Annotated in this window: 23 protein-coding genes; 19 read left to right on the top strand and 4 right to left on the bottom strand. The window is 40.9% G+C overall.

Going from position 1 to position 23,030, the window contains the following annotated elements; translation table 11 throughout:
• Window positions 1-9: 9 nt before the first annotated feature.
• Both ACTHPA_RS00705 and ACTHPA_RS00700 read right to left on the bottom strand, forming a co-directional pair.
• Window positions 10-153, bottom strand: a complete 144-nt coding sequence (locus tag ACTHPA_RS00705; protein WP_440498138.1) for a hypothetical protein — start codon at window positions 151-153, stop codon at window positions 10-12.
• 267 nt (window positions 154-420) lie between these two features.
• On the bottom strand, window positions 421-747 hold the full coding sequence (locus ACTHPA_RS00700; RefSeq protein ID WP_440498137.1) for a hypothetical protein: 327 nt from the start codon (window positions 745-747) through the stop codon (window positions 421-423).
• A gap of 653 nt (window positions 748-1,400) precedes the next feature.
• On the opposite strand from ACTHPA_RS00700, the gene ACTHPA_RS00695 reads away from it, so the two are divergent.
• The 6 genes from ACTHPA_RS00695 to ACTHPA_RS00670 all read left to right on the top strand — a co-directional run bounded on the left by ACTHPA_RS00695 (window position 1,401) and on the right by ACTHPA_RS00670 (window position 7,673).
• Window positions 1,401-2,039 carry a GntR family transcriptional regulator gene (locus tag ACTHPA_RS00695; protein WP_440498136.1) on the top strand — a complete coding sequence of 213 codons (639 nt, stop codon included), beginning with the start codon at window positions 1,401-1,403 and terminating at the stop codon, window positions 2,037-2,039.
• A 106-nt stretch (window positions 2,040-2,145) separates the two neighbouring features.
• Window positions 2,146-3,174 carry a TRAP transporter substrate-binding protein gene (locus tag ACTHPA_RS00690; RefSeq protein ID WP_440498135.1) on the top strand — a complete coding sequence of 343 codons (1,029 nt, stop codon included), beginning with the start codon at window positions 2,146-2,148 and terminating at the stop codon, window positions 3,172-3,174.
• A gap of 82 nt (window positions 3,175-3,256) precedes the next feature.
• Entirely contained in the window at window positions 3,257-3,775 is a 519-nt protein-coding gene (locus tag ACTHPA_RS00685; RefSeq protein ID WP_440498134.1) for a TRAP transporter small permease, read from the top strand.
• 18 nt (window positions 3,776-3,793) lie between these two features.
• Entirely contained in the window at window positions 3,794-5,062 is a 1,269-nt protein-coding gene (locus ACTHPA_RS00680; protein WP_440498133.1) for a TRAP transporter large permease, read from the top strand.
• A gap of 28 nt (window positions 5,063-5,090) precedes the next feature.
• Window positions 5,091-6,512 carry an amidase gene (locus ACTHPA_RS00675; protein WP_440498132.1) on the top strand — a complete coding sequence of 474 codons (1,422 nt, stop codon included), beginning with the start codon at window positions 5,091-5,093 and terminating at the stop codon, window positions 6,510-6,512.
• Window positions 6,513-6,575: 63 nt separating this feature from the next.
• Window positions 6,576-7,673, top strand: a complete 1,098-nt coding sequence (locus ACTHPA_RS00670; protein ID WP_440498131.1) for a tartrate dehydrogenase — start codon at window positions 6,576-6,578, stop codon at window positions 7,671-7,673.
• A gap of 281 nt (window positions 7,674-7,954) precedes the next feature.
• Here the strand turns inward: ACTHPA_RS00670 and ACTHPA_RS00665 are convergent, their stop codons facing one another.
• The gene (locus ACTHPA_RS00665) at window positions 7,955-8,929 is read right to left on the bottom strand and encodes a DUF2599 domain-containing protein (RefSeq protein ID WP_440498130.1); all 975 of its coding nucleotides are present in this window, start codon (window positions 8,927-8,929) and stop codon (window positions 7,955-7,957) included.
• Between the two features lie 106 nt (window positions 8,930-9,035).
• Between ACTHPA_RS00665 and ACTHPA_RS00660 the strand changes: the two genes are divergently transcribed.
• Complete coding sequence (locus ACTHPA_RS00660; protein ID WP_440498129.1) at window positions 9,036-9,317, top strand: hypothetical protein; 282 nt, start codon at window positions 9,036-9,038, stop codon at window positions 9,315-9,317.
• A gap of 132 nt (window positions 9,318-9,449) precedes the next feature.
• Here the strand turns inward: ACTHPA_RS00660 and ACTHPA_RS00655 are convergent, their stop codons facing one another.
• Complete coding sequence (locus ACTHPA_RS00655; protein WP_440498128.1) at window positions 9,450-10,250, bottom strand: hypothetical protein; 801 nt, start codon at window positions 10,248-10,250, stop codon at window positions 9,450-9,452.
• 254 nt (window positions 10,251-10,504) lie between these two features.
• Here ACTHPA_RS00655 and ACTHPA_RS00650 point away from each other — a divergent pair, with 254 nt between their 5' ends.
• The 12 genes from ACTHPA_RS00650 to ACTHPA_RS00595 all read left to right on the top strand — a co-directional run bounded on the left by ACTHPA_RS00650 (window position 10,505) and on the right by ACTHPA_RS00595 (window position 22,953).
• Window positions 10,505-10,954 carry a sigma factor gene (locus tag ACTHPA_RS00650; RefSeq protein ID WP_440498127.1) on the top strand — a complete coding sequence of 150 codons (450 nt, stop codon included), beginning with the start codon at window positions 10,505-10,507 and terminating at the stop codon, window positions 10,952-10,954.
• Entirely contained in the window at window positions 10,909-11,013 is a 105-nt protein-coding gene (locus tag ACTHPA_RS00645; protein ID WP_440498126.1) for a hypothetical protein, read from the top strand. The genes ACTHPA_RS00650 and ACTHPA_RS00645 overlap by 46 nt, the downstream gene beginning before the upstream one ends.
• A gap of 611 nt (window positions 11,014-11,624) precedes the next feature.
• Entirely contained in the window at window positions 11,625-12,173 is a 549-nt protein-coding gene (locus tag ACTHPA_RS00640) for a competence protein ComK (protein ID WP_440498125.1), read from the top strand.
• Window positions 12,174-12,597: 424 nt separating this feature from the next.
• Window positions 12,598-14,169: a PucR family transcriptional regulator gene (locus ACTHPA_RS00635; RefSeq protein WP_440498124.1), complete on the top strand. Its 1,572-nt coding sequence runs from the start codon at window positions 12,598-12,600 to the stop codon at window positions 14,167-14,169.
• A gap of 206 nt (window positions 14,170-14,375) precedes the next feature.
• Window positions 14,376-15,026: an aspartate/glutamate racemase family protein gene (locus ACTHPA_RS00630; protein WP_440498123.1), complete on the top strand. Its 651-nt coding sequence runs from the start codon at window positions 14,376-14,378 to the stop codon at window positions 15,024-15,026.
• Window positions 15,023-16,591, top strand: coding sequence for an OPT/YSL family transporter (locus ACTHPA_RS00625; protein ID WP_440498122.1), 1,569 nt, complete (start codon window positions 15,023-15,025; stop codon window positions 16,589-16,591). The genes ACTHPA_RS00630 and ACTHPA_RS00625 overlap by 4 nt, the downstream gene beginning before the upstream one ends.
• 13 nt (window positions 16,592-16,604) lie before the next feature.
• Entirely contained in the window at window positions 16,605-17,654 is a 1,050-nt protein-coding gene (locus tag ACTHPA_RS00620; RefSeq protein ID WP_440498121.1) for a DUF917 domain-containing protein, read from the top strand.
• A gap of 15 nt (window positions 17,655-17,669) precedes the next feature.
• Window positions 17,670-18,608 carry a DUF1177 domain-containing protein gene (locus ACTHPA_RS00615; protein ID WP_440498120.1) on the top strand — a complete coding sequence of 313 codons (939 nt, stop codon included), beginning with the start codon at window positions 17,670-17,672 and terminating at the stop codon, window positions 18,606-18,608.
• Window positions 18,608-19,279, top strand: coding sequence for an AroM family protein (locus tag ACTHPA_RS00610; protein ID WP_440498119.1), 672 nt, complete (start codon window positions 18,608-18,610; stop codon window positions 19,277-19,279). The genes ACTHPA_RS00615 and ACTHPA_RS00610 overlap by 1 nt, the downstream gene beginning before the upstream one ends.
• Window positions 19,280-19,416: 137 nt before the next feature.
• Window positions 19,417-20,286, top strand: coding sequence for a DMT family transporter (locus tag ACTHPA_RS00605; RefSeq protein ID WP_440498118.1), 870 nt, complete (start codon window positions 19,417-19,419; stop codon window positions 20,284-20,286).
• Entirely contained in the window at window positions 20,283-21,194 is a 912-nt protein-coding gene (locus ACTHPA_RS00600) for an aminopeptidase (RefSeq protein ID WP_440498117.1), read from the top strand. Before ACTHPA_RS00605 ends, ACTHPA_RS00600 begins: the two co-directional genes overlap by 4 nt.
• Before the next feature lie 223 nt (window positions 21,195-21,417).
• Window positions 21,418-22,953, top strand: a complete 1,536-nt coding sequence (locus tag ACTHPA_RS00595; RefSeq protein ID WP_440498116.1) for a stalk domain-containing protein — start codon at window positions 21,418-21,420, stop codon at window positions 22,951-22,953.
• The last annotated feature ends 77 nt before the right edge of the window (window positions 22,954-23,030 follow it).

The raw sequence follows: 23,030 nt of genomic DNA, 5'->3' as shown, positions 1-23,030 counted from the left end.
AAGTACCTATTAAACTTCCAGACAATAAAACACCTCCACCGTCACATCAAACAGCATAAACATATCCTGGAAGTACGCCTCGTCGACTAACTTGTCCAACACACCTTTGAAGTACCTCTGTAAATTACGGATTGCTTTCTTCTTCGTTGCCATGACAGTGATCATCAGCGCACGATAGGCAAGGCCTTGGAAACATGCTTGTCGTCTCTAACTTCAACATACGTCCGTCCAGAGATGGCCCTGTGAATTTCGTAGAATACAAGGGATAGTTGTGTATCATCAATTGTTCCGGCAAGTAGATCTATTATTCGACTGAACAGACTTGTGGATAACTTTTACAATTCCTGTGGAGACGTGTAGTTGAGATCTTGAGATGCTAATATAGATTTAATAGGAAAAGCTTTTGCTTGGAAAATTTTCCTAGTTGTCATGACGTTTGTCATTCTTGTCCCGGTCGTCCATTTTCCTCTGGTCATCGAAGAGGAAAATGATATAAATGTTGGCGCGTAGCCCGCTCATGAGGAGGAAGTAGTGGACTTTTTTAATGATTTCTAGTTTGATGAGTTTGCGGATGGCGCGACAAACAGTTACGTTTGATTTTCCCGTAGCGTCTTCGATTCTTCCATGTTTCAAATGAGCCGCACCATATTTCACCGAATAGCGACGGATGACGTCGAGTACTTGGCGATCCGATTTCGTCAAGTTGTCCCGATGAAGTGAAAGCTGCTGTTCTGCAACTGCGTCCATTTCTTCAATTGTGCTGAATTTTGAGTGGGCTTTCTAAGCACATATTATTTGGGGGAACTATCCGGAATCGAAGGAGTTAATTAAGAAATTACAACAAGATGATGAATTAGATATAATAACTGTTATCGAACTTGATGATTACGGCCACTAAAATGTATCACCTCTGCCATCTTTCTTACCACCAGTTGATAACGAATGTACCAGCGAATGACAGGCGATTACCGATTCATACCTTTGTATAATGAATGAGCACACCTTTGGGAGTGACATTTTTTATATCGAAGGTATTTTTTTTATGATTCATTATCGTGAAATCTTGGACCTAAATGGGGAGGGAATCAGTCTCAGGGGCATTAACGTAAGGACGAAAATAAAACTAAAGTAGAGTGCCTATGCGACAAACTATTCAGTTTGTTAACTATAATTGAATGAGAAAGAGAAAGTATTGAAAGGCCAGCCGTCTTAAGGAAACGGCTAACTTTTCTATGAATGTTCATACAGTTAGTTGAATTGTCATAAGCGTGTACTGCGCAGGCATTATAAAATATGGTATGCAATTCATTAATTAATTGAATATTCCGCATTATATATAATGTGTGGATTTAGTATTTAGGCTAGTGTATATTGATAATAATTAGTAAAGGAGAAATATTATGATAAGTTCAAGAAGCGTTAAAGGCTTAAAAATGGAGGTTTATTTTAAGCTGAAGGAAGACATAACAAATGGAACATTAAAAGATCATGTATCAATCACTCAAAAGAAAGCACTTGAACTCTATGGAGTGAGTGGAACCCCCTTTCGGGAGGCTGTTCAAATTCTAGAAGCAGAAGGCTGGGTTTATTCCCTTCCTAATAAAGGTGTATATGTTAGCCCATTGACGATTAAAGAGATTGAAGAGATTTTTGAGATTAGGAATATTATTGAATGCGCAATCGCAAAAAAAGTATCTCAATCCTTTGATGACAATAAAAGAAGCGAACTACAAGATTTGATTGATCTAATGAATCCAGACTCCAGCGTGCAAACTGATTTGGAATTCACAAATCTAGATTATCTGTTTCACAAAACCTTGAATGAGTACTCGGATAACAAGAGATTGTTTGTTATGACGGAACAATTATACGACATGATGAAAAGGATAGGAAATATAGTTTTGAAAAAACCATCTAGAAGAGAAGAGGTAATAAGAGAGCATAAAGATATTCTACAAGGAATTATAGATGGGAATCCTGAAAGCGCTATCAAAAATCATTTTAATAATGTCGAAAAAACTATTAAACTGAATTATTGAAAAGACGGCTTGCGTTGGCCAAAGTGTATTTTTAATTAAAGGGGGTGGTTGCAAAAAAAAGTGCGTAAGGGTTATGGGAATAATAAAAAACATTGGGGGCTAGAAAATGAAAAGTATGAGGAAAGCATTCGTTGGTATATTATTTGGGGTGTTGTTAGTTGTGTTAGCTGCATGTGGCGGTGGAGATTCAACGGGCAGTGCAGACGATGGTGTGCAAAAAATTACAATCAAGCTTTCCCATGAAGTGGCGGAGAATACCTCGCAGCATGCTGGATCAATTGCTTTTAAAGAATATATTGAAAAAGAGTCTGATGGAAAAATTAAAGTGCAGGTATATCCTAATGGGCAACTATTTGGAGATAAAGATGTTTATCAAAATTTAGTTGCAAACAATGTTCAGTTTACACAACAAGATATGTCGAAATTGGTTGGGGATGATCCTCGTTTTAATCTTGTATCGTTGCCTTTCTTATTCGAAGATAACGATGAGGCTACAAAGTTTTGGGACAGTGAAAAAGGAATGGAAATTCTTTCATCATTGGAAAAAGACGGAGTTTACGGCTTGGCTATGTGGCCTAACGGACCTAAACACTTTACAAACGACAAGAGAGCATTGAAATCTCCCGAGGATTTTAAAGGATTAAAATTCCGAACTCAAGGTGGACAAGTTCTGGAAGATGTATTTAAAGCAGTTGGCGCAAGCTCAGCTACAATACCTTTTACGGAATTGTATACAGCATTACAGCAAGGAACGGTTGATGGACAAACAAATACATTCGTAAATATCAATTCCAAAAAGTTTGATGAAGTTCAAAAGTACATGACGATTATTGGAGATACACGTGTCGATCTTGCTTTTTTTGCAAACAAGGAATTCTTAGATGGTCTGAATGAGGAAACGAGAGAAATTGTAGATGGTGGTATTAAAGCTGGAACTGATGCCGCCCGGAAAGCTGCAAATGAAATGGCGGTTGAAGCACTTGAAAAAATCAAGGAACGTGGGAATATCGAGATTTATGAACTTTCGGAAGAGGATATTAATGAATTCAAAGAACTTTGGGCTCCTATTTATGAGAAGTATACGCCAATAATTGGTGAAGAGTATATTAAAGCCGCTCAAGAAATCGGTAAATAATTTCAGGTTAACTATTAGTGAACGACAAGATGACTCCTTATATAAGAATCTTGTCGTTCACTTAATAGAAAGGAGTGTAATTATGAAGGGGAGAATACTTGCAAAGTTAGAAGTGGTTGAGGAATTCATTACTTCTTTCTTTTTCATTGTAGGATCGATTATTTGTCTATTCGGTATCTTTATGCGTTATGTAATGAACCATCCGATCATCTGGACGAATGAACTATTTGAAATATTTATGGTGACAGCTATATTTATTGGATTCGGAATTGCTTTAAAAGAGAATCACCATATTAAAGTGGATTTGGTTTATGAGAAATTGCCTCCATTTATGAAAAGAGTCGTTGATATTGTAAGTAATCTACTTGGTGCAGGATTTAGTATTTTTCTAGCGGTCATGGGCGTAGAAATGGTAAATGTTGCACGCGAACAGGGAGGGGTTAGTATAGATTTAGGTATCCCACATTGGATTACATATTTGGCGATGCCAGTAGGTATGGGATTGTTAGGATTATACTTTATTGTTAAAACCTTTAATGCAATTCGTGGAAAAGACTTAGATGTCGAAAATAGCAATGATGATGTTCAAAATATCTTTTAAAGAAAGGGGGAGAAGGACGTGAATACAACCATAATATTAATCGTTTTATTTTTTGTCCTATGTTTAATTAGGGTGCCCATTGCGGTAGCTTTAGGACTATCAAGTTTAGTTGCACTTAGTATAATTGATTTTACAATGTATCCGGTAATATATAAAATGTTCATCTCTTCAAGCTCCTCTGCCTTGATGGCAATTCCGGGTTTTGTGTTTGCAGGAATTATTATGGCAAGGGGCGGAATCTCATACCACTTAATCGAAGCGCTAAAATCCTGGATAGGCCATTTAAGAGGTGGATTGGCACTCGTAACGATTGCGGCATGTATGATTTTTGCAGCGATTTCGGGTTCTAGCCCAGCAACTGCCGCAGCTGTTGGAGGTGTAATGATTCCTGGAATGGTAGAAGCGGGATATAGTAAACGTTATTCAATGGGGCTCGTAGCAGCAGCAGGTACTCTAGGAATCTTATTACCACCTTCAATTCCACTTATCATCTATGGGGTTGTTTCCGAAGAGTCAATTGGTAAACTTTTTGCGGCGGGAATATTGCCTGGTATATTGCTTGGGGTTATTTTAATGATTTCCGCTGTTATTAATGCAAGAAAAAACAATTACGGTCAGCTGCCAAAGCAGGATATGTCTCAAAGATGGGGTAAAACGCGCAAAGCATTATGGGGATTTTTCCTGCCACTTCTAATCCTAGGGGGGATCTATTCAGGTGCAATGACACCAACAGAAGCTTCATTTGTGGCAGTGTTGTATTCATTTTTCATCTCCGTGTTCATATATAAAGAAATGAAAATGCCTGTCTTTAGAAAGGTTATCAGAGAATCGATTAATATTACCGCGATGATTTTTCTGATCATTTCGGCAGCAACTATTTTCGGTATGTTTTTGACAACTGAACAAGTTCCGCAAAATTTAGCGTATTGGATAGAATCGACTAGTACAAATAAATGGGCATTCATTATTGGTGTAAACTTATTGTTTTTTGTTTTAGGTATGTTCTTAGACGCTGTGTCGATTATTCTAATAACATTGCCGATCCTACTCCCGATCCTACTCTTATTTGATATTAATTTAATTCACTTTGCAATTATTATGACGATAAATATGGAACTTGGAATGATTACGCCTCCGGTTGGTTTAAATTTATTTGTCGTAAGTGGAATTTCAAAAGAGAAGATTGGGGAAGTGGTTTATGGTGTTTTACCGTTTTTCGGACTCTTATTTATTGGACTAGTTTTGGTTATTTTATTCCCGGAAATCTCACTCTTCTTAACTCGTTAAAAATAGCAATAATGGAGGTAAGTTTCGTATGAAGAATAAAGATATATTGACATATGATTTGTTTGAAATTGCCGAGCTTATAAGAGAGAAAAAGGTCTCCCCTGTCGAAGTGGTGAATCAGCTGTTAGATCGTATAGATTCAGTAGATGCTTCCCTCAATTCATTCATAACCGTACTTGACAAGGAAGAGGCATTGGCACAAGCCTTGAAAGCGGAAAAGGAAATCGAGTCGGGTGTCTATAAGGGGCCTCTTCACGGCGTACCGATTGGCGTTAAAGATATGATTTATACAAAAGATATGAAAACGACAATGGGCTCGGAGATCTATCAGGATTTTATTCCAACTTATGATGCATTTGTCGTCGAGAAACTTCGAGAAGCAGGTGCCATTATTATTGGTAAACAAAATACCCACCAATTTGCGTATGGACCTACGGGGGACCGTTCTCATTACGGACCTGTACATAATCCGCATAATACTGAAAAAATGACTGGTGGTTCAAGTAGTGGTTCGGCAGCTGCTGTAGCAGCTAATTTATCTTATGGTTCTTTGGGAACTGATACTGGTGGATCTGTTAGAATTCCGGCATCGTTTTGCGGAGTTGTCGGAATGAAACCGACGTTCGGGAGGGTGAGTAAACGAGGCGTTTATCCACTATCTTGGAACCTTGATCATGTTGGACCAATCACACGATCCGTTTTGGATAATGCTTTATTATTGAATGCAATTGTGGCTTATGATGAACAAGATCCAAACGCTGTAAAAAGCGAAGTTGAAGATTTTACAGAAGGTATTGAAAATGGCATAGAGGGTTTAACAATTGGACTGCCAACAAAATTCTTTTTTGATGACATGAATGAGGATGTAAGACGGAGTGTAGAAAATAGTATCAATGTTTTACGTGAAATGGGTGTAGTGTTTAAAGATGTAGAGTTACCTGATATGAATGAAATAACGGAATCGCATAGAGTGATACTCAGAAGTGATGCTTATGAACTTCATGAAGAGCATTTGAAAGACCATCCAAATAAATGGGACGACGAAGTGAAAGAACGGCTCTTAACAGGGGTAGAAGAAAAGGGATCTTCTTATTCTAGAGCATTGAAAGCGAGACAGAATGCAAAAGCGCAATTTAATAAGGTGTTTGAAGAAGTGGATGCTATATTAACACCTACAGTACCAATTTTGCCGCCAAAAATCAATGAACGCCATGTTGAATTAAATCAGGATAAAGAACAGCATATACGATGGACGATTATAAAATTGACGGCACCAACTAATTTTACAGGTTTGCCAAGTTTGTCTGTACCATGCGGTTTTTCTAAGGATGGAATGCCAATTGGAGTCCAGTTTATTGGTAAGGACTTTAACGAAGCATTACTGTATAAGATTGGATATGCTTTGGAGAAGGAGCTATCAATTAATAAAAGGGAAGTATTGCTTGGTTAAAAGAGAAGTCGCCAAAATAGCAGTCAAATTAAATGGCTTATTGAGAAGTTAAAAGGGGAAAATATGAAAAATTACAACATAGCTTTGATTCCAGGTGATGGGATCGGGCCAGAAGTAGTAGCTGAAGGTGTAAAAGTATTAAAAATGATTGAAGAAATGGATTCTAGATTATCTTTTTCTTTCAATGAATTTAATTGGGGTTGTGAAAACTATATAGAGACTGGGAAAATGATGCCTGATGATGGAATTGAGCAGTTGAAAGGATATGATGCGATTTATTTGGGGGCTGTTGGTTATCCTGGTGTGCCTGACCATATATCATTAAGGGAACTGCTAATTAAAATCCGGAGGTCATTCGACCAATATGTTAATCTACGCCCGGTTACCTTGCTGAATAATTCTTTGACACCGTTAAAAGGAAAGTCTGAAAAAGATATTGATTTTCTGGTTATCCGTGAAAATAGTGAGGGAGAGTATTCAGGGGCAGGCGAATGGCTATTTAAAGGAAAGCCGGAAGAAGTGGTATTGCAAACAGGAGTGTTTACGAGAAAAGGGACGGAGCGTATCATCCGTTATGCCTTTGCCGAAGCTCGAAAAATGAAAAAAACATTAACCAGTGTTAGTAAGGCGAATGCACTGAATTATTCCATGGTTTTTTGGGATGAAGTTTTTGAAGAGGTGGGCAAGGAATACCCAGATGTGACCACATATTCGTATCTTGTGGATGCTGCTAGTTTATATTTTGTAACTCAACCGGAACGATTTGAGATTGTTGTAACTTCCAATCTATTTGGTGATATTTTGACGGATATCGGAGCAGGGATTACGGGAGGAATGGGTCTGGCGACAGGGGCTAACATTAACCCAGAGCGAACATTCCCATCCATGTTTGAACCGGTACATGGATCAGCCCCGGATATTGCCGGAAAAGGCATAGCGAATCCAATTGCAGCTATATGGTCTATTAGTCAGATGATGGACTTTTTGGGGTATCCCGACTGGTGTACAAGAATTCTGACAACAATCAAAACCATTGTAACAGAAAAAGACGTACTCACGCCTGATATGGGTGGTAATTCCTCCACACAACAAGTTGGAGATAGGGTCATCGAACTTCTTAAGAACCCGTCCACTGGGTTTCAACAAATTGGGGATGAGTAAACGGTATTTTGTTACTGGAATAAGCCGAAACACAATCAAACCAGCGCGCAACGAAACAATCAACCACGCAAATAAAAAAGAAAGCGACCATTCAATTAATCTGGTCGCTTTCTCTCACTTCTTATTTCTCAGCTTATCAAGCAACTACTAACCTTATCCTTTATCCTTTCTGTTTCATCCCCCAAAACTGCGGCACGTTGAATGTAATGTACGAAAAAAAGCGACATAAACATATTTGGTGAAGTGAACCCCAGTGGTATTTGATTTTGTCGCTCTTCTATTTAAGGATTGCACGACTTCAATACGGTTTCTGAAAAACGTGTCTCTGTACGATGCGGTTCGATGTTCCATGGCACTTTACTATCTCTCGCAAAATAAACATGGCACTCATATTGCATCCTCATTGAATCAGTATTGTTCCACTTTTCATCTTGTCCGAATTCGCTCTCAATGATATAAAAAGAATGTTTAATATGCTGTTCATCCAGTTTCCCATCTTCCTTTTTGAAGACAGAGAATTTCGGATAGATACTTAATGATAATGTACCTTTTCTGTCAATCCACTCGATCTTTTCAAAGTAATCATCATAATCCATCATGCCAATTTCCTCATCCGTCTCTAGCTCTCCAACCGCAATCACCTTATCTTTATTGCTGAAACTTCCTTTTGTCATGACATCAGGAAAATTCCATTTACTATTATGAAATTCAATCGGCGTCACTTCAACGCCATATTTATCTGCATTTTGTTTTGTGTTTGTGAACCCTATTACATAAGGAATGAGACCAGGAGCTACTTTATATTTTTCCACGAGCTCCCAAAACCTCTTATCTTCTTTCTTTTTATGTTTTATTCCAGCTGCGTGACCAAAGTTTGTGATATACTGATTTCCACTTTGGAGATGTTTTTCAATCAATGCACCGTAATAGAACTTATTCTTTTCAAATCGCCCATCCACAACATCGTAAAATGCAGGTCGGATCATCGCATCGATAGCATGGAAAAGACTCATATCCCCAGTCTTCAAGCCGTACTCCATTAATCCTTTTTTAGATTTGTCTCCATTGTACCCGTCTAACGCTTTGAGAACATCCTCCTGCGTATAAACATGCTCCTTCTGATATTTGTTAAGAGCCTTCACTCTTTCTTCGGCGGATACTTCCCCTATGTACCCTGAAAATTCGATTGACAGTACCAACCCTGCAGATAATATCCATACACCTGCAATTCTTCTTACTCCCTTAAGAGCCGTCAATATTCCATCCTTATCTGTTTATTTTCAGTTGGCGAGCAATAGTTATCAGAAAAAATAATTTTTGTGTGGTATAATAGACATAAAAAAATAGAAGGAGTGTTACCTAATGACTAAAACACATATTATTTGGGGGGACTATCCGGAAACAAAGGACTTAATTAAAAAATTACAACAAGACGATGAACTGGATATAATAACGGTCATCGAACTTGAAGCGAAAAATAGTTTTTTGAGGAGAAAAGGTGATATTATTTATGCCTCAAAGGATTATGTGGAACATGCGCGGAATATCGAAGTAACCGAGTTCCACTATTATTATATCCCCCCATCCAAACGAATAGATGGAGACGCTTGGAAGGTTAACAAGATGAATGTAATGATCCATTGATTTTTTTTGCTTACATAAGGATGATCTCTTTACCCATGTCGAATTAGGGCCATCAGCTTTACTGACCATTCTACTATGGTCAACAAAGCTGATTGGCTCTTTTTTTTGTTATATATCCAAACTCTTAGTAATTCAATAAGGACAATAAAACCCCTCAACCTGTGCGTCAAACAGCATGAACATATCCTTGAAATACGTATCATCGACCAACTTGTCCAATACACCTTTGAAGTATCCCGGCAAATTGCGGATCGCTTTCTTTTTTGTAGCCACCACAGTGATCATAAGCGCACGATAGGCAAGGTCTTCGAAGATGTGCTTGTCGCCTTTATAGATTTCATATTTCAACATGCGTCCAGAAATGGCCCGGTGAATTCCGTAGAATTCACGGGCTAATTTTGTGTCTCCGATTGTTCCTGCAAGCAGTTCTTTCATCCGACTGAACAGACTTGTGGATAACTTTTGCGATTCCGCAGGAGACGTGTAGTTAATATCTTTAAATCTTAATAGAGATTTAGAAAGTAGAGCTTCATCCTTTGAAACTTGCTTGTCATCCTCGTTCTGATGCGGTTTGTCGTCATCATCCCGGTCGTTCATTTTCCCCTGGTCATCGAACGGTAAAATGATGTAAATGTTGGCGCCGAGACCGCTCATTACGGGACGGATGTAGTGAACCTTTTCAATGATTTCTAGTTTGACGAGTTTGCGGATGGCGCGACGGACAGTGATGTTTGATTTCCCCGTAGCGTCTTCGATCGTTCCATGTTTTAAATGGGCTGCACCGTATTTCACCGAATAGCGGCGGATGACGTCGAGCACTTGTCGATCCGATTTCGTCAAGTTGTCCCAGTGAAGTGAAAGGTGCTGTTCTGCAGCTGTGTCCATTTCTTCGATAGTGTTGAATTTCGAGTAGTCTTTTAGGTAGTGTGTCATTTCATTTTCCCCTTTTCTTTTTATATAGAGGGGAGTGGTCGAAAAGGATACTCGAGTGGAAAATATTTTTTTATGAGCGGTGAACAAAAATCTAGCAATAATTGAAGTTTGAAAGCGAATAACAATAAAAAGTGATATGAAACTTTACGTTTGTGCTCCAATAATTGAAGTTTGGGCATTCAGAATGAATTTTCTCGAACTGTGAACAATTCAATCCCAGCTTACGATGAAATCACCCGGGAATACGATGTGTCGTGCACGATCGGAAAGGTTTCGTCGTGTTGGAATTTGAAGATGTGTTAGTGCAGTATGAACCGATGATTTCGCATTCGCTTAGAAAGTTGAATATTTACCGTGATCATGAACAGTACAGGCAGGCGGGGAGGGTGGCGTTATGGCAGGCGTGGACAAGGTTTGATGATGAAAAAGGAGATTTTACGCCTTTTGCTTACCGGAGCATCCGCGGAGCGATGTTGGACGAGTTGAAGCGGGAGAGCCGTTTTGAAGAAAACGTCATGCCGACTGAAGATGATGTGCTCGTTTACGTTATTGGGGGTGCGGGAGAAGATGATGGATTTGACCGTCTCCATGACGCGATTGAACGGCTAAGCCCTTCCGAAAAACGCTTATCCAATCGATTTTTGTCGAAGGGTGCAGCTTGGCGGAATGTGCCGATCGTTTCGGTATTTCAGTCGCCGGGGTGAAGAAAAGGCGGCAGAGGATGTTGAAGAAGCTGAAGGAGTTGATAGAGGAAGAGGTGTAGGATATGGTCAAGACAAGGGTTTTCTGCGGATGCGGAAAACCCTTTTTAGGTGTATTTTATCTACACTTAGACAAAACACTACAAAATAATTATAAAAATCCCATAATTGGTTGATTATTTATTTCTTTCGAACTATAATGAAAGCAATGATAAATGGGAGGTGGATTCTATTTATTGTTTGGATAAAAAAGAATTAAATACGCTAGCAGTTTGCTCCATAAATCATTGCACTACGACCGCCTATTAATAGAAGGTACGAGTTTTTGATTCGCGGGATCATATTGGATAGTGTAAGCAAATAGATGAATGTATAACAATCAACGCCATATATAAGGAAGTCATGAAGACTATATATTGTTTTTGAGAGATGGCACGAAATGATTGAAAGCGCTTACTGACGTCAACACAATGATTGCGAATCCTTCAGGCTGGACAGTGCAGGAATGGCTGCAGCTTTTGGGAGGTGATCACGAAAATTGGAAAGTCCCCGAGTGTCTGAGTCTGCGGAGACCCACTCGAGGACTTGCTAGCCGGAGTGTACCGACCTATAGGTCAGTATACTCCTTTTTTAACAACAAAGTAAGGGTTAACTAAAAAAGGGGGATTTGAAAATGGAAATGAAAGAAAAATATATAGTAAACGATAAAACAAGCATTATTTTACCAGAGTTTGACGAGAACGGTAACTTGCTTTCGGTAGTGATGGAAGAGACTGATATGTTTAAAGTGAATATCGAGCCGACGGATTTGATCGATTTTAGCCTTCGCCGCTACGGTTCCAGCCTAAGGGGAGCGAGAGACGGAGCACGCACGCTTTTAGGGGAAATCTCCATGCCGCCGATTGTGTTGAATTTGTCGAAGAGCGTCTACTGGTTTCCGAGCATGTCTCCAGACAAGAAGGACTGTGTTTGGCTTGCTGCGAACCATGTCAAGGAGTACGAGGCGATTGATAAAAAGCAGATGAAGGTCGTATTGAATCACGGCAGCGAAGTCATTCTAGATTGGAGTCAATATTCATTTGAGAAGAGGTATTTGCGAGCTTTCATGCTGAAGCATAAGATTGAGGGACAGACTCCGTACGGCGCTGTTTCCGAGTCGAAGGCGGGCTATTTCATTCGGAAGAAAGGCAAGGATAGGAATTATCGTAAGTTTGATAAGTGAGGGGTGTGTAGGGAAGGAGAAGTCAACTGGGTGATCTGGTTGACTTTTTTTGGTGTTTTCAAGTGGCTGAATTGTGCCTGTTGGTTATGCAAAAGAAGCGTGAAGGTGCAAGGCTGATTGCAACGAAACGAATGCGGGTCGTAACGCAATGAACGTGCCGCGCAACGAAACGAATGCGAGTCGTAACGCAAAGAACGTGCTTTGCAACGAAACGAATGGGGGTCGTAACACAAGGAATGTGCTGCACAACGAAACGAATGTGGGTCGCAACGCAAGGAAAGTGAATATAGTGCTTTGGATGGCGCGACGGCACCTTGTAAAGTTTAAATAAAATAGTACAATTTCCCCCTCTACAGCGGCACGCTAAAAAATGCTATGATAGGAACAATATTTTTTCAAGTAACGATGGAGAGGTGGGGGAGATGTGGATGTTAGAGAAGCCCTAAAGATTGGTGAATTGGCGAATAGTACGATTGTGGCCGGGCATGAGGGGGTTGGGCGTCCGATCACCTCTATAGAAGTCATGGAGGTTCCCGAAGTGATTAGTTGGGTGACGCCAGGCATCCTCGTTATGACGACGTTTTATTCCATTCGGCATGATGAACGGAAGCAAGTGGAGATTGTGCGAACGTTAATTGATAAGGAAGCTGCCGGAATTGTGATTAAGCTTGGCCGTTTTGTCGATTCGATTCCAATTGATATGATAGCAATTGCGAATGAGAAGGATTTTCCGATTATCATTATTCCGAAGAGCGTTTCGTATATCAATGTGCTTACCCCGTTATATGAGAAGCTCTATGAAGAAAAACAATTAGTGGATAGTGTGAACAATCCTTTTTCTGAATTTGAGTCCAAAAGCTACACATCCCTTTCGGAAGCATTGAATGAAATTAATGATATCGTTGGAAGCCCTGTTTATATAGAGGATATGTCAGGAGCGCTTATGTATTCTTCAAAAGAATTTCTTCCGAACGGCTGGAGAAAGTCCGATGCTCTTTTCGCAAAGCCAGTATATCCTTCTTATTCTGAAGTGCTGGATGATTGGAAGACGAGTTTAGTGACACGTGACCGGACCATTCTTAAAATAGATGGCTTCCGTGATTGTCTTATTTTGCCGCTCGTATCCAACCAGCAAGTTTTTGCTACGATCCACATTCCATATGTTGAAAGACTGCATTCGATTCACATGTCGTCTAGTCAATTGAAGAAGTTGATTGCGAAGCTGATTGAACTGTTCATGAATGAACAGTTGTATTTGCAGAAAAAGCGGATTGAGCATTTGGAACATTTGGAGGAGTTTTCGTCTCGTGGGCAGGAAGAAGCAGAGTATTTTGTCATGCGTTTTCAAGCAAATTGGACAGAGAAACTCTTCTCTTCCTCTCCCTATTTAATTGATCCTTCTTGCCTCGTTTTAAAAGAACTGCATGGCTTGCTAGAACCATTATCGGATCGTTCAATCATTGTCTTTGAAAAATATTACCACTTCTATGCAGTTGTGCAGTGTAGATCCGACGAGTATTCGATGATACTGGGCCAGTTAGAAAAACGGATGAACGAGCTATACGACGACCTGTATGTTGCAGCGGGACCGCTGCTGGGACATAGCCGACTATTGGACGATGCCATCCGTTTGGTTGATAAAACGATGGAAATCGGTCGGAAATTGCGGAAGGATGAGACGTTTTATACGTACGATAAATTAGGGATTTATGAAATTCTAATTGGGTTAACGGCCGATGAGCATGTGCAAAGCTATGCTTATACATTGTTAAGCCCATTATTGCAAAGCAATAATAAAGAACTATTGGATACGCTGCAAATGTATTTAAGTGAGAATGGGAATATGACCAAGACTTCTGAAAAACTGTTCATACATCGGCGAACACTTACGTATCGGTTGCAGAAGATACAGGAATTACTGAATATGAATATGGATGATGCAGAAATTCGATTTATTCTTCATTTCTGTTTGAAGATTAAACAATTATCAGGATGAATGCTTGTACAAGTCAATACATTTATGATTTTTAAAAGGTCGATGAGAAGGTGACTATCTTCTCATCGGCTTTTTTATATAAATTTGGCAACCCGTCATTCACCAATTCTGAAAAGATGTGCAAAAAAATGAACTGAGCTTTTCACATTTCTTGCATTACGAAGAATAGTTTAAATATTTATAATCAGTTGAAAGGGGTGGTTGAAATGTTGGGAATAATTCGAGTGCTTACAACAGATGACGATAATGTGTTGCTCGAACACGGAAAACGAATGTGGGAAACCCATCAAGTTGAGACAATTACAAAATGTATTAAAGACCAACCAAACGGTATTTACGATAATGAGTCGGAAATGATTGCCATTCCTAAAATCATCGCTCTCGCTAATGAGTTTATGCAACGGGATGAGATTGATGCGATCACAATTAGTTGCGCTGCCGACCCAGGACTTGACGAATTAAGGCGTTTGACCGATTTTCCGATATTGGGTGCGGGTGCCTGTGGTGCCAGGGCGGCTTGTCTCGTTGGCCAGCGCATTGCTGTTATTGGGATTACGGACCACATCCCACTAACGATTGAAAAGGGATTAGGGAATCAATTCCATTCGTATCGCTATGATCCAACGTTACGAAAAACAACTGATTTGCTATCGCCTGATGCAAAAGAGAGGTTGCTTGTGATTGCTCAGGAAGCCATTGCTGAGGGGGCAGACGTTGTTTTATTCGCTTGTACAGGATTTTCCACAATCAGGTTGAAAGATTACTTGGTTACACATATCGATATTCCTGTTATTGATTTAGTGGAAGCACAAGCTACAGTATACGAGCTCATAAAGAGAGGGGAGGAGATAAGATGAACACTAAAACATTTGATTTTCCATTCATTATTTTTTCAATCATCATTTCCGTCTTTGGCGCAATTATCGGTATGCAATTGATTACCTCATTAGGAATCACGCCAAACACATCCATTATCGGGGCGTTGATAGCAATGTTGATCGCTCGGATTCCGATGAAGATGTTTTACAAATACCGCTCGATCGAAAACCAAAACTTAATTCAAACATCTATTTCAGCTGCAACGTTTGGAGCGGCGAACAGTTTGTTGATCCCTATCGGAATTCCTTTTGTTATGGGAATGCCGGAACTTATTGTTCCAATGTTAATTGGTTCGGGACTTGCCCTATTAGTAGATGTTTTCATCCTTTATAAAGTATTTGACTCTAAATTGTTTTCCGCAGCTGAGACATGGCCACCGGGTGTTGCGACGGCTGAGGCACTAAAGGCGGGAGATGAAGGTGGATCCAAAGCTAAATTCTTAGGTATCGGGATTGTAGGCGGGCTTGTCGGTTCGCATTTTGGAATTGCCATGTCAGCATTCGGAGTCGCCTTTATCGGAAACATATGGGCATTGCTTATGTTCGGAATCGGTTTGTTGCTTCGAGGCTACTCAGATTCATTGTTCGGTGTTGACTTGAATGCGTATTATATCCCCCACGGCATGATGATTGGGGCAGGAACCGTTGCCCTATTACAATTCATCTTAGTGCTAGTTAAGTCAAAGAAAGAAAAGAACCCCGGCGACGTTCAAGAAGGAGAGCATATCAATTCACGTACTGACGCTGATATCAAGAAAGGGTTTGGGATTGGATTTGTTCTTTATTTGATAGCGGCTGCCATTTTAGCTGTCATAAGCGGAATTATAGGCGACATGTCTGCGTTCCAAATTGTCATGTTTGTTGTTTTTGCTGCCTTTGCTGCACTTGCCAGTGAGATTATTGTCGGGATTGCTGCCATGCATTCCGGCTGGTTTCCAGCATTTGCTGTCACGCTCATTGCGCTGCTCCTCGGAATGATGCTTGGCTTCCCGCCTGTTGCTCTAGCATTATTAACAGGTTTTACAGCAGCAACCGGACCGGCGTTTGCAGATTTGGGGTATGACTTCAAATCCGGCGCTATTTTACGGAAAGACCAAAAGACTGCGATGGAACTATTTGGCCGAAGACAGCAATTGAAAAGTTCATTAATCGGTTTTGGAGTCGCTATTGCAATGGTTTCTTTGTTCCATAATTCCTTTTTCTCACAAAATCTCGTTCCTCCTGTCGATCATGTGTATGCTGCGACTATCGACAGTGGGTTGAGTGGAAACATTGGTATGCTCTTGCTGTTATGGGCCATTCCTGGAGCAATCATTCAGTTAATAGGTGGACCTAAGCGTCAGATGGGAATTTTGTTTGCGACGGGGCTATTAATAGTAAATCCGATTGCCGGATGGGCTGTTATTGCGGGGATAGTAATCCGTTTCATCGTTTTGAAAGTAAAAGGCCAGGAAGCGGAAAATGCGATGTACACGATGGCTGCTGGGTTTATCGCAGGAGATGCAATTTACAGCTTCTTCACTTCTTTATGGAAAGCGAAATAATGGAGGTTTTAGTATGACAAAACGAAGACTGACAAAAGAAGATGCAAAGAAAGCCGTTTATGGCGGCTGTATATTAGGCGGAGGAGGGGGTGGCTGGATTCATGATGGACTTGCGAAGACCGAGCAGGCATTTGCAATCGGGGCACCTGAGCTCATCACAGTAGACGAATTGCAGGATACGGATTATGTGGCATGTGTCTCTCTTGTCGGAGCCCCATCTGCAACGGCAGCGCATACAGACCGTCTTCAACTCATTTCAACAGTGCAGCGGATGCAAAAGGAATTTGATCAGCCGATCCAGGCGTTGATGACAAATGAAAATGGGGCTGCAACGACTGTTAATGGTTGGCTACAAGCCGCTGCAACAGGACTTCCGTTCCTCGATGCACCGTGTAATGGAAGAGCGCATCCGACCGGTTCCATGGGCTCCTTAAATTTGTCGGAAGTCGAAGGGTATAAATCGATTCAGGCCTTCGCTGGTGGAAAAGGGTCAATGGAAGTGGAAGGGGTAGTGACGAGTACGCTCGATATTTCTTCCAATACAGTTCGTTCCGTTTCCGTCGAGGCGGGTGGTATGGTTGCCGTTTGCCGGAACCCCGTGTCCGTAGAGTATGTGAAAGAGCATGCTGCTGTGGGAGGAATAACACAAGCAATAGAACTCGGAGACGTTTTCTTTTCTGTACCTGAAGGACCGGAACGAATTGAAGCTGTTGCATCCCACTTGCATGGCCGCGTCATTCATTCTGGAACCATTAGCAATTTTGAATTAAAGGCTATCAAAGGGTTTGACGTAGGATTCGTTCAAGTCGACAGTCTAGAGTTGACATTTTGGAACGAATATATGACAGCCGAAATGAATGGAGAACGGAAAGGGACATTTCCGGATCTCATCATGACTTTCGATGCGGAAACTGGCATGCCTTTAGTAAGTGCGGAGCTAAAAGAAGGTCTTGCAATCGCAGTCATCTCCGTTCCGAAAGAATACTTGAAACTAAGTTCAACGATGTCGAATAAGAAACTGCTGCAAGCAATTGAACCAATTGTGAATAAAAGTATTATTTGAAAAGGATGATGAAAAATGTCGTTGAAATATACAATGGAAGTTATTGAATTGCTAGATGACGTGAATGCAAACGGAGAATCAGTAGTGCGTCTATTCGATGGTTTTGAACATTGTACAGCAACATATGAAACCGTTGCGGGACAAGAGGGTTCTACCGACTTTGTCAAAGTTGTCATTAAAGGGACGGAAGGCAAGTCAAGTGGAGGAGACGCGCGTACATTAGGTATTGTCGGCCGTTTGGGTGGACTAGGTGCCCGCCCGCAGCGTATTGGCTTTGTGTCGGACGGTGACGGAGCTGCCGCAGCGGTAGCCATCGCATTGAAACTTGCGAACATGTCTGTCAAAGGGGATCGGTTGCCTGGAGATGTGATCGTCACGACTCATATTTGTCCGACCGCCCCGACGCAGCCGCATGAGCCGGTCGATTTTATGGGATCGCCAGTTGATATCTTAACGATGAATCAGTATGAAGTGGTTCCTGAAATGGATGCAGTCGTTTCGATTGATACGACGAAAGGGAATCGTGTATTTAATCATCGAGGAATTGCTCTTTCTCCAACAGTGAAGTCAGGATATGTCTTGAAATTTGCTGACGAATTGCTGCGCATTATGGAGATGACAACGGGAGATCTACCGGTGACATTTACGGTAACAACCCAAGATATTACACCGTATGGCAATGATGTATATCATATCAATAGCATTCTTCAACCAGCCGTGGCGACGGATGCTCCCGTTGTTGGTGTGGCCATTACGGCAAAAACGGCTGTACCGGGAAGTGGAACCGGGGCAAGTCATGAAGTGGATATTGCGCAAGCTGTCCGATTCTCTATTGAAATTGCGAAAGAGTTTACAAGAGGTCAAATCGAATTCTATGACGCGGAGGAATTCGACCGGTTGCAAAAACTGTATGGTTCTATGAAGCATTTACAAACATTAGGGATTGATAAGTAATGCCAAGTAGAAGTGTAGGTGTTTTGACAATTGGACAATCTCCGCGTACGGATGTAACACCTTCCATAGAAGCGATTCTTGAAAATAGTGTGTCGATTGTTGAGAGTGGTGGTCTAGACAGCTTAACTAATGAAACCGTACATTCTGTTGAACCGGATAAATTTGATACAACTTATATTTCAAGGATGCGTGACGGAAAATCTGTAAAAATAGGCAAAAGCAAATTGTTGCCTTTATTACAAGCGGAGTTGAGTGCGCTTGAAGAGACAGTTGATATCGTGCTTATGCTCTGCACAGGAGATTTCCCGACTTTGCAAACGAAAAAACCGATTGTGTATCCCGATAAAGTGCTAAATCATATCGTCAGCGCACTTCTGCCTTCGGGGTCTCTTGGACTCATCATTCCACTTGAAGAGCAGCGTGAGACATTGATTTCGAAATGGCAACAGGAAGAGTTGAAGATATTTACCGAGGTTGCTTCGCCATATGAGGAAAGTGATATTGCTGGAGCAGCTCGTGCACTACAAATGCAAGGCGTTGATCTGATCGTGTTGGATTGTATGGGATACAATGAACAACATAAATCGGAGGCTGTAAAAGGAAGCGGGCTGCCTGTCCTTCTACCTCGTACACTCGTTTCAAGGGTTATTGCCGAGTATATCGCTGAATAAAACATACTATCAGAATATAAATATCAGCAAAACAGCAGGGACGGCAGTAGACGCGCAAATAGCGAGGAGTCCTGCTGTTTTGCTTGTTTTAGGATTCTATAGCATTTGAGAAAAATCCTATGGATGGGGGGAGTAGTTTGCCAACGATCGCATTACTCGTTCTTAGTTTGTTATGGGGATCTACGTTTTATTTCACCAAATTACTTTTGCCCGAATTCCATCCTATATCCATCGTCTTTTTTCGATGTCTTTTCGGAGCTATCCTGTTAATGCCGCTTTTATTTATCGGGAAAGGCTACAAGGAACTATCACGGAAGAAGATCTACTTGTTAGCGGGAATCCCTCTGCTAAGTGCGGGTGTACCTTGGATAATTATGAGCAGTAGTTTACGCCACTTAGATACGACGGTCAGCGCTGTTTTAAATGCGACTGGACCTATTTTTGGTGTGCTGCTTACGTTGTTTGTAATGAAAGGACATGTAGAAAAGCAGGAAAAAGTAAGTGTAGCGGTTGGATTCACTGGCATATTCATTGCATTCCTCTTTGGTCCTTCTTCAGTGGGTGACGTTCAATTCACCAGTGCGCTTATGTTGCTTTTGGCTGTTAGTTTATACGCATTGTCTGCGGTTTTAACAAATCGATTCCTACACGGCTATTCTGTCGTAACGCTCTCATTTGTTACAATGGTCATGGGGACATTATTTGCAGCCCCTCTAATGTTGTTCATGGAACCTGCAAGCTATAGAGGATTAGGTGAATTTCGAAATGTTTTCTTGTTCTTTATGTTAGGTGCAATCAATTCAGGTGTGGGTAATCTCCTCTATTATTATATTGTGAAATCAAGGGGCGCCATCTTTGCCCTGTCGATTACATATTTAATGCCGATAACGACGATTCTTTTAGGTTTCTTTCTATTGCATGAACCGGTTGGTATTGGAACCCTCATTGCGTTATTGTTAGTTTTATACAGTGTGTTTTTATCGAAACGAAAGGATGTTGAACAATGAATGACTTCCGACAAACAGTTGCTGCGTTAATGGTGAACAACTTTTCACTGGAAAAGAATGTGCGTATTTTAGTGTTGATGGATAGGAGTACAGAAAAAGTAGGGAGGAAATTTGCAGAAGCCTTGAAGGATGACGGCTGGCAAGTCAGCAATCACTGCATGGAGGATCGTGAAAAATCGGGTGAAGAGCCTCCGGAAGAAACAGCAAATGAAATGCTGAATTATGAACTCGTCTTCTGTTTAACGAAGCACTCCTTAACACATACGGTGGCACGTAAAAATGCAAACGCTAAAGGAATAAGCGTGATCACAATGCCCGGCATTACCGAAGATATGTTTTTACATGGTGCGATGTCAGCAGATTACAGCAAAGTAGAAGCAGAAACGAATGAAGTGACGCTAAAACTAACAGAGGCTAAAACGGTTACCATTCGTACTGGAAAGAATTATGAGCTCGTCATTCCAGTACAAGGTAGAAACGGTGTACCAAGCACAGGCGTGTTCAGGGAACCTGGTGCATCAGGAAATCTTCCATCTGGCGAAGCTTACATAGCTCCTCCTGAAGGCGAAGCAGAAGGAAGAATTGAAATCAACGGTTCGATTGCCAGCATTGGCTTACTTGAACATCCAGTTGTCTTGACGATTGAAAAAGGCCGTCTCGTGAATGCAACGGGAACAGATGGAGAAACGTTGCTCACACTGTTAGGCGATGGAGATGGAAGGTATCTTTGTGAACTCGGCATCGGGACAAACCATGCAGCCCGCTTGACTGGTAATATACTTGAAGATGAAAAAGCGTACAATACCATTCACATCGCATTCGGCTCCAATCACACATTTGGAGGTACCATTAAGACAAACGTGCACATTGATTGTGTTACCAAAAATCCAACCGTACTTTGGAATTAACATGTACAATATACTAGTATAATACGAGCCGGCCAATATCTTTTGGTCGGCCTTTTGACATATTAATTGAATGAGCAACTGCCGACTGCAATGCAATAGTTATACAGTGTCCTACACATGAAAATTGAAATTAAATTGTACAAGCTACTCCCTCCATTATATAATATAATAGTTTTTTACTATTTATTAGGAGGGGTAATGTGAAAAAATACTAACAGTCTTCATGTTATTACTATCATTCTTAGTACCTACTATCATTGCATCAGCTGAAACGGTTACTCCGACATTTGATCTGTGGGTCAATAATAAACAGGCGGAGTCGATGCCATTTTACAGCGCCGGCACTTTGTATGTTCCGTTCGGGGAAATTGCAAACAAAATGGGAGAAGAGGTTACAGTTCTACCATCACGAAGAAAACATGTTTCGTTCTTCAGGAGCGGTTTCTCCTCAAGTGTAACAGACGGTTATACCATAGGCATTGTCAATGGCAGCATCGTTCCTTTGAGAACGATAGAAGTGAATGGGCAAACCAAGAACGCTGAGGTGAAGGCGGTTTATAAAGATGAGGAAGTGTATGTCCCTCTAGAGTTCATTGAAGCTGGAGAAGGTTTGACATATCCAGTGGAAGTAATCAAAGAGGGGAACTTAACGACAATTTATGTTGGGGAACTACCTAAGTCTGTAAAGGACTTGAGTCGGAAAAGAACACTTGAAGTAAAAGTGAACAATAAGTTACTCTCAGGTAAATTAAGTCCGTTTGTAAGTGATAGTACTACATATGTCCCGATTCTGGAAATTGCCAAACTGATGGGTAGTGAACCATATGCGATTAAAAATCAAGTTATGGTCCCGTTAAGTGGAATGAAAAGAGCGACGGTAACGGTTGGAAAATCGATTGCCTCCATCTATGATCCCCATGAGAATCGGCAGTCTAATACATGGACGGTTCCGTTGAAAGAAATAATGGTTCATGCAAATCCTGTCATTGTAAACGCGAAAGCAATTCAAAAAAATGGTCACGTTTTCGTTCCCTTAGAATTCATCTCTTCTACGAGTGGTTTGAATTATGAAGTGAAAACAGTTAAAGATCAAAGGAAGACAACCATCTACATTGGAGCGCTTCCTAATTCTTTACAGGAACCGATCAATCAAGTCGGCTATGCTACTCAAAGGGTCGGTATGGTCTCGGCGCCTGGGAAAATTTATAGTATGAACGCAGTCGTTAAGAATCAACAGATTCATATTGACGGAGCTCAAGGAAATTGGTATAAGATCAAAATGGGCAAGCATGTCGGATACGTAAAAAAAGATCATATCCAACTTGGGAAAACAGCGGCAAAAGGAAAAATGTTTGCCGACGGATGGGTTGCACCTACGTTGAAATCTAAATGGAGTAAAGACCCGGAAGTCAATCGAAGAACACTTGAAAATGAATTGGGCTTTACTCATGATGGCGCTGTTTTTGACGTGTACGGGATGGTCCGGGCAATTGAAGTCATCCAAAATAGCAGCAAATCGCAAGAGGTCGGTATTCAATTTTATGGCTGGCAGTCCCCCGATGCGGAACAATCGTATCGCATCCCGATTGTCTCAAAAGAGTTGTTTAAACTGTATTTCGGAAAAGATGCAGACCGCGTGTGGAATTACTTCAATCGAAATGATATCCCTGACAAATTCACAGCCAACGGAAGAACCGTGAAAGCGCAATTTATTAAAGCAACCGGCTCGATTTATTTGGAAGTGGGTCATAAAAAGTAATACTGACAACATAATGGAGTAGAGATAAATAGAAACAGCCAACTGTCAAAATCCAGTTGGCTGTTTTGTTGAAAATG

It is taken from the genome of Sporosarcina sp. SAFN-015, from assembly GCF_051966875.1.
Taxonomy (GTDB): Bacteria; Bacillota; Bacilli; order Bacillales_A; family Planococcaceae; genus Sporosarcina.
The sequence above is the reverse complement of the archived record's forward strand: the minus strand, read 5'-3'. Positions and strand labels throughout refer to the sequence as shown.